The 410-nt window shown below is 42.9% G+C and carries 1 pseudogene; it reads right to left on the bottom strand.

Going from position 1 to position 410, the window contains the following annotated elements:
* A pseudogene (locus HC176_RS16965) lies at window positions 1–349 on the bottom strand (sodium:solute symporter); the annotation flags it as partial.
* Window positions 350–410: the final 61 nt, after the last annotated feature.

The raw sequence follows: 410 nt of genomic DNA on the forward strand, positions 1-410 counted from the left end.
GAATGAACACATAATCCTTGTCGTTGGTCTCTACGGTAGCGTCAGCTTTAGAGATAAGTGCTGTTGCCTGGGCACGGGTGGCAAGTTCGGCTTTATTTAACTGAATAAGGTCATTTTTAAAACTGTCTCTGTCCTTATCATCAAAGCTTCCGGAGTTGGCATAAGCCAGGCTTTTTTCCTGTTTTTGATCCTGAATATTTTCCAATTCCTGCTGTAGCGCCTCATATTCAGAAGCCATTTCAGAATTCTCTACCGCATTGGTCGCCGCCGGATTAAAATTGAGTGGGGAATAATTGAATTGGTAGAACACAAAAACCATCACTCCAACCAGCAAAATAAAGAACTGCATGGGAACTTTCAGAAGTCCGTTAAAAATGAGGCCCAGCTGACTCTGCTTCACAGATTTTCCG

This window comes from Tamlana crocina, from assembly GCF_012037625.1.